Annotated in this window: 3 protein-coding genes; all 3 read right to left on the bottom strand. The window is 58.1% G+C overall.

The window, feature by feature from the left end:
* Positions 1-173: 173 nt before the first annotated feature.
* Entirely contained in the window at positions 174-2,777 is a 2,604-nt protein-coding gene (locus tag ABL57_RS21050; protein WP_082157170.1) for a DEAD/DEAH box helicase, read from the bottom strand.
* A gap of 3 nt (positions 2,778-2,780) precedes the next feature.
* Positions 2,781-4,898 carry a site-specific DNA-methyltransferase gene (locus tag ABL57_RS21045; RefSeq protein ID WP_082157169.1) on the bottom strand — a complete coding sequence of 706 codons (2,118 nt, stop codon included), beginning with the start codon at positions 4,896-4,898 and terminating at the stop codon, positions 2,781-2,783.
* Between the two features lie 364 nt (positions 4,899-5,262).
* Positions 5,263-5,777, bottom strand: a 515-nt coding sequence (locus tag ABL57_RS02405; protein ID WP_047801852.1) for a cadmium resistance transporter, incomplete at its 5' end; no start/stop codon positions are given.

Here is a 5,777-nt window from a genome sequence, read left to right as displayed (position 1 = left end):
GTACCGGACCTATCACCACCCGCAGGGCTCGCACTCTTTGCCGGACTACGAAATCCGTGGGACGGGGGTGTACCGGACCTATCACCACCCGCAGGGCTCACACTCCCTGCCAGACTACGAGATGCGCTGATTCATGTGACTCAGTGACCGTAGGTTTTGAGTACCCTCTCCCATTACAAAAAGTCAAGCGCTATTTGACCATTGTAAAGTGCTTCAACAGAGGTTGCTTGAGCGACCTCTTCTCGCACACGGGGGTTCTTGAGATCAAGCACACGGAGCCGTCCGTTGACCTTGGCAATCGAATCTATTCTGGCGAAGTGTTCCCCATGTTGCTCGGCGTAATCGGAAAGCCCTCGCAGCTTGGGCAGGGCATCTCCATAGTGGTGGCCATGAGGATCCACAATGGAAGCCACTATATGACCATCTGGGGCACGATCGAACATGATGAAGTCAGGCCGCACAAGTGCCTGTCGGTCACCGTCGGTATACACAGCGGCCAAAGATTCAGGTTTGGCTACACCGGGATTGCGGTACCAACAGATTAAGCTTTCCCGCCGCAATTCCAGGTCCAGAACCTCGGGTTCCCACGAGCTTTTAAAGTCCTCGGGGTAGTCGCCCTCGGCCGGCATTAGTAGGTGCTGGCGATACCGCGGCAACTCCACTCGTGTGTTCTGGTCGTCGCCGGTCTGCGCGTGCGATGGCACGAGCCAACGTTCCGGCTTGGCCAGGGACACGGCTTGGGCTGTGCGTGCCTGCTGCTTGATTTTTCGGTAGTCATCCTGCCGTGATGGCGACAGACCAGAGATAGCCACACGGTGAGTGGTGAACCACTGATCGGCCAGCTCCTCGGCACGCCGGTTGAAACTCTCAACGACTGCTGGCACCCGTGACATGGCCGCGATTCGACCTTGCGCCTCAATCAGGGCCTCAACTTCATCAATATCCTCATCGGCTGCGATCTCTTGCTCAGCTAGATAAGACGCATAGCTCATCGACACAGCCTTGCCGAAAACGCGGCTAGCTCGACGGAATGCCTCCTCGATCACGGCTTCGTCGGCTTCGGCGGTATATGCGCCAGATGAGCGAGCTCCGGTGGCCCGATCTACGAACAGCTCACTGCCCTCGACGCGCTTTACTTCGCGTAGCGCCTCCTCAACAGATGTACGGTGTGTGGCCGCAGCGCCGTCCAAAGCATGGTGCATTAACTCATGAGCCTGGGTGCCCGCACCTGGCATGATCGCATCAGCGGCCAGTTCGTGGGCCAGCAGGGTCAGACGTTTCACCGGGTTCGTCACCGTTTTGGGCAGCGCCATTGAAGGCAAAGACGTAAATACTTCCCATACATCCTGTCCAATGTGCTCTGACGTGACTTCGATCGGGTCGATCAGTGCTCGCCGGCCAGGGACCGGGGGCATGTTTTCGTCGCCGTAGGTCAGAGCGTCGGCAACTTCCCGCGTCGTAGCGGGGGCGAAGTGAGGTAGGAAACAGTAGACGCTGGAGAGCAAGTCATTGCCGGGAATGCTCTTGGCCAGGGGGGTGCGGGCCATCCGCCCAAGCAGCTGGGTGATGTGGGTCCGATCCGAGGCAGGACGGAAGGAAAGCATGACCTCAGCCCGGGGACAGTCCCAGCCGGTTGATATTGCGTCCTTGGCGATCAACACCCGACACCAGTCGAGGTCTTGAACGTCTTCAGGGCTGACGTACGGGATCTCATGTGAGCCGAATCGCTGGGTGGTGTGCTCACCTAGTACATGAGCCACGTTGGTTTCGGCCAAGGCCGGCCATTGCTGAAAAATCGTGTCCAAGGCCTGTCCCACATCGTCGGGATCAGGAGAGTTGGGGAGTTGGAGAATCATCAGCGGCTTGACGGCCTGTCCGTCTTGCTCGGCGCGAGCGTACTCTGCCCAGGCTTCAGTCATCTCCCGCAAACGGTTCACGGCCCGACGCAACAAGACTTGATCGAAGGCCCCAGCCTCGGCAGGAGAGTCGAGCACGTAGGTGTCCTTGAGTAGGCCGGAACCTTGCACAGCGACTGGGCTGACCTTAACCCGGTCAACGACCAGTCGTTCGTCCCATGTCTCCAACGTTTCGTGCAGGCGCTGCGGGGTAGCAGTGATGCCCAAAATGATCGGTACCGGCGGAATCATCGGCACGGTATTCGGCTGACCATTGATAATGCGCTGCACAATCGACTCGTGTGCTCGGGCAGCAGACTTTGACTGACCCATCCCTTGGTGGGCCTCGTCTACGAACATGTAGAGGGTTCGATCGGGATCCTCAATCGTGTTTCGAATCGTGTCCCAAATCGTGAACTCACGCCCGTCCGGCATGCTCTCCAATGGAAGCGTGGCCTGCCGCTCCTCGAATCCACGAACCAATAGGGACGTACGAGCAAACTTTTGATGGTTGAGGAAATAAACCTTGCCGGGATCGAAAGTGCGTTGGTTGAACGTGGTGGGTACCACCACCAAATCGCTGAACGGAATCATATCCGTGGCCTCCAGCAGCCGGAAGCGAGACTGCTCGTTCAACGCTGGGTCGGATGAGAACCACAGCACTGTGGCTTTTGGGTCAGCTTCAAAATCTAGATCTTCGTTGCCAGTGAACAGCGCCTCCAGCACAGCAGAAGCGATCACTGTCTTGCCGGCACCCATTGTGGCCGTGAGCGTTACCGCCTGTGGGCGGCCCGAGCTCTCGTGGTACAACCGGGCATCACGCAGCGCAATCAGCAACTCAGAGACAGCCGTGTCCTGATAGTCCTTCAACGTAAATCGCACGGCTCAGCCCCCGTTTCTAATTTGAAAGTTTTGCAGGTATGACTCGTAAAGCCGCACCACTTCTACGCCAGCGGGAAGACGTTGAGCCACAGACTGGGAACGGCGTGTGTCATTGGTAACGATGTAGACCATTCCAATGTTGCTGGCAGCCTTTACCGCCTCCACGAATGCAGTAGAAACGTCCAGATCGACTAGTACGCCGTATGCCTTTGTCAGGGCCCAACCGGCCTCGGGTATGTCCTTGATGCACTCTCCGCGGGCACCGGCGCGCAACCAAAGCAGTGGCGCGATCTGACGGAATGCCAAGTGGTGTTTTACTTTGGTTCGGGTCTCATAGGTAAGTGCGAAGAACTCTACATTTTCCTGTAGCCCCTCCGATATGGGGAACTCATCGATAAATTTATAATCGCCCTTAATTGAGTCACCCTGCGGAGTATTGCCTGTGACCGCAGCCTCAAGGCGGGGCTTGGTGATGTAGTCGCAGATGCCCCATTGCTCCCATTCTGGGTCACCTGGCCGAAGCCCTTGATTTCGTAATCCCTTCTGTTCTTCGGCGCCGACCTCGTTGTTAGTTACAGAGATGCACTGACGGCGCCCATTGTCTTGACGGTTGAGGCGCATTACGGCGTGGGCCGCAGTGCCAGAACCTGCGAAGAAATCAAGAACCACCGCTTCTGGCTTATCTTTGACATAAAAGCGGAGTGCGTCTTCGATGGCATAAAGAGACTTGGGGAACGGAAAGCGCCTATCAGGCATCATGTTGGACAAGAGCCGTGATCCGAATGTTGTTGCATCATGGGACGGCATGTTCCATACAGTCTTGGCTACTTGAAGCCTGACGCCAGGGTGCTCAACAATAACGGCTCCGTTGGGGTCGCGTCCGACGACCTTCATGATGCCGTCCTTGATTTGCTGGCGTTGTCCACTGGACAAATAGTCCAGTGTGAACCCTCCGCGTTTCTGAACAGACGTACGGACAAATCCGTCCTTGACAAGGCCCATGAGGCTTTGTGGTGACATCTGCCATCTAGACTCCTGGCCATTCGAGTTGAGCGGCCAGATAGTCTGCAAACCCTCTCGATCTGGCACAGTCTCACGCGATACACCGAGCGGTAATGGCTCGCCCGCATCCACAATGCGCGCAGTGCTGGGTTCCACATATATGGGGTAGAAAAGAAATGGACGTGCCTCGCGCTGCCAACCACTGCCACGTCGGCGCAGGCCCACCCATTCAACCCGCTTCTCGGGTTCGGCCTTCGATGAAAGCATGTCTTGGGTTACTCTGGCCGGTGCGGCCGTCCCAATGGATACAAAATACAGATACTCCTCAACGCGCGAGAATGCATCACTTCTTGGTGATCCCTTTGGGTTGATGGCACTTGTGACCATCTGAATGTCCGCCTCATCGAACACCTGCTCTAGGAGGAGTCCAAGGCGCAGATACTCCTTTTCATCAATAGTGACAATAAGGATGGATTGCTTTGGGTTGAGCAGTTGCTTGGCCAACAAGAGGCGGCGTTCCATGAAGGCTAACCATTTGGAGTGTCGATAAAGGTCGTCACCTTCGACATAATCGTTATTGTATTTCCAGTCTTTTGCTCCAGTGTTGTACGGCGGGTCGATGTAAATGGCGTCGATCTTGCCTTCATGCGTGTATGTGAGTGTCTTCAAAGCATGATAATTCTCGCCATTGATCACCGTGTGGAATGGCTTGTCGCCACCTCGTTCTACCTTTCCTGTGGAAACTAGGCCAGGGTAGATAAAGTCCCGAAATACCGATACCACCACGAGATCATCGACGTTGGCGATTTGGGTTGCAGGGGTTTCGGCGCCGTGCTCCACTAGGTGTGCAACGCGCCCGCCATCGACGCGCTCGATATCTTGAACGACCCAGAGCGTTTTGTCACCGGCCGCCCGGCTGCCCCGCGGCGGTAGGACGCGGACCTTCTCGCCCTTGCGCACCGTGCGCCCTGGGATCTCTGTGCTTTCCGGGTAATGCCGCTCGAAGTTCAAGCCAAATGCGCGCCGCGAGGACAGGGCCTTGTACTCCCGTTCCAGATCGGCGGCGAGCTGCGGATCATTCCGCTCGACCTGACGCAGTAGGTCTGTCAGCTTGGACATGGGACAACGACTCCATTGACGGCGGCATCGACCCCACTTCCGGGGGTCGGGCAGGGGGGCGACGAGGCGGTTTGGCGCACGGCTGTTCCGCTGACTACTGCCGTTGACAACATACCGGGGGACAGGTCAGTAGACCGCATCCAGCAACGTAGATATAGGGCATGCCCTACTGCGACATCTCGCTCGTCAGCCGCAGTAAGTTGCAATGGGGTCCTGTGGCTTCGTTCGCTTGGTGGCGGGGTTTTTGCAGCGCTCCGTGGCGGTCTTGTTGCCGCGATCACGCAGGACTGGCTGCAGGTAGGTGTCGCGGTCTGAACCGAGAGGGGTGCGCCCGGTCGGGGCCGTTTGGATCGCTGCCGCTACGTCAGAGTCCGAAGGCTCCGCCGCTGACGAGGATCACGATGCCGAGGCCGATGAGAACGATGGGGAAGAGGATGTGCTCCCAGCGTTCGAGCACTTCGGCGATCGGGGGGCGGGTGGCGACGAACTTTGCCAGGGCCACCAGGACCGCGACGAGCGCGAGGAAGACGATGCAGTAGGCGACTACTGCGAGAGGTTCCACGCTGAGGAAGACAGGGGTGTAGACGCCGATGTTGTCGCCGCCGTTGGCAAGGGTGACGCCTGCGACTGTCCACACGCCGACCTTCTTGCCGGCAACCTTGGCCTCGTCGTCATCGTCGTCATCGTCTCCGCGCCAGGCCTGCCATGCGGCCCAGAGGCCGAGGCCCAGAGGGATGAGACCGAAGTACGGGATGGCTGCCGAGGGCAGGAATGCTCCGGCACCGATGGTCACCAGGACCGCGGCACCGAGGATGCCGGCGAATCCGAGGTACTGGCCGGCCAGAATGCGGGCGGTAGTGCCGCGCTGGCCTGCCCCTC

This window comes from Kocuria sp. SM24M-10 (assembly GCF_001027955.1).
Taxonomy (GTDB): domain Bacteria; phylum Actinomycetota; class Actinomycetes; order Actinomycetales; family Micrococcaceae; genus Kocuria; species Kocuria oceani.
Note: the sequence above shows the minus strand (reverse complement) of the source record. Positions and strands in the feature narration are given on the sequence as shown.

Bases quoted from the DNA above. Each gene is read 5' to 3' on its own strand.
- ABL57_RS21045 (WP_082157169.1), bottom strand. From the start codon at position 4,898: ATGTCCAAGCTGACAGACCTACTGCGTCAGGTCGAGCGGAATGATCCG.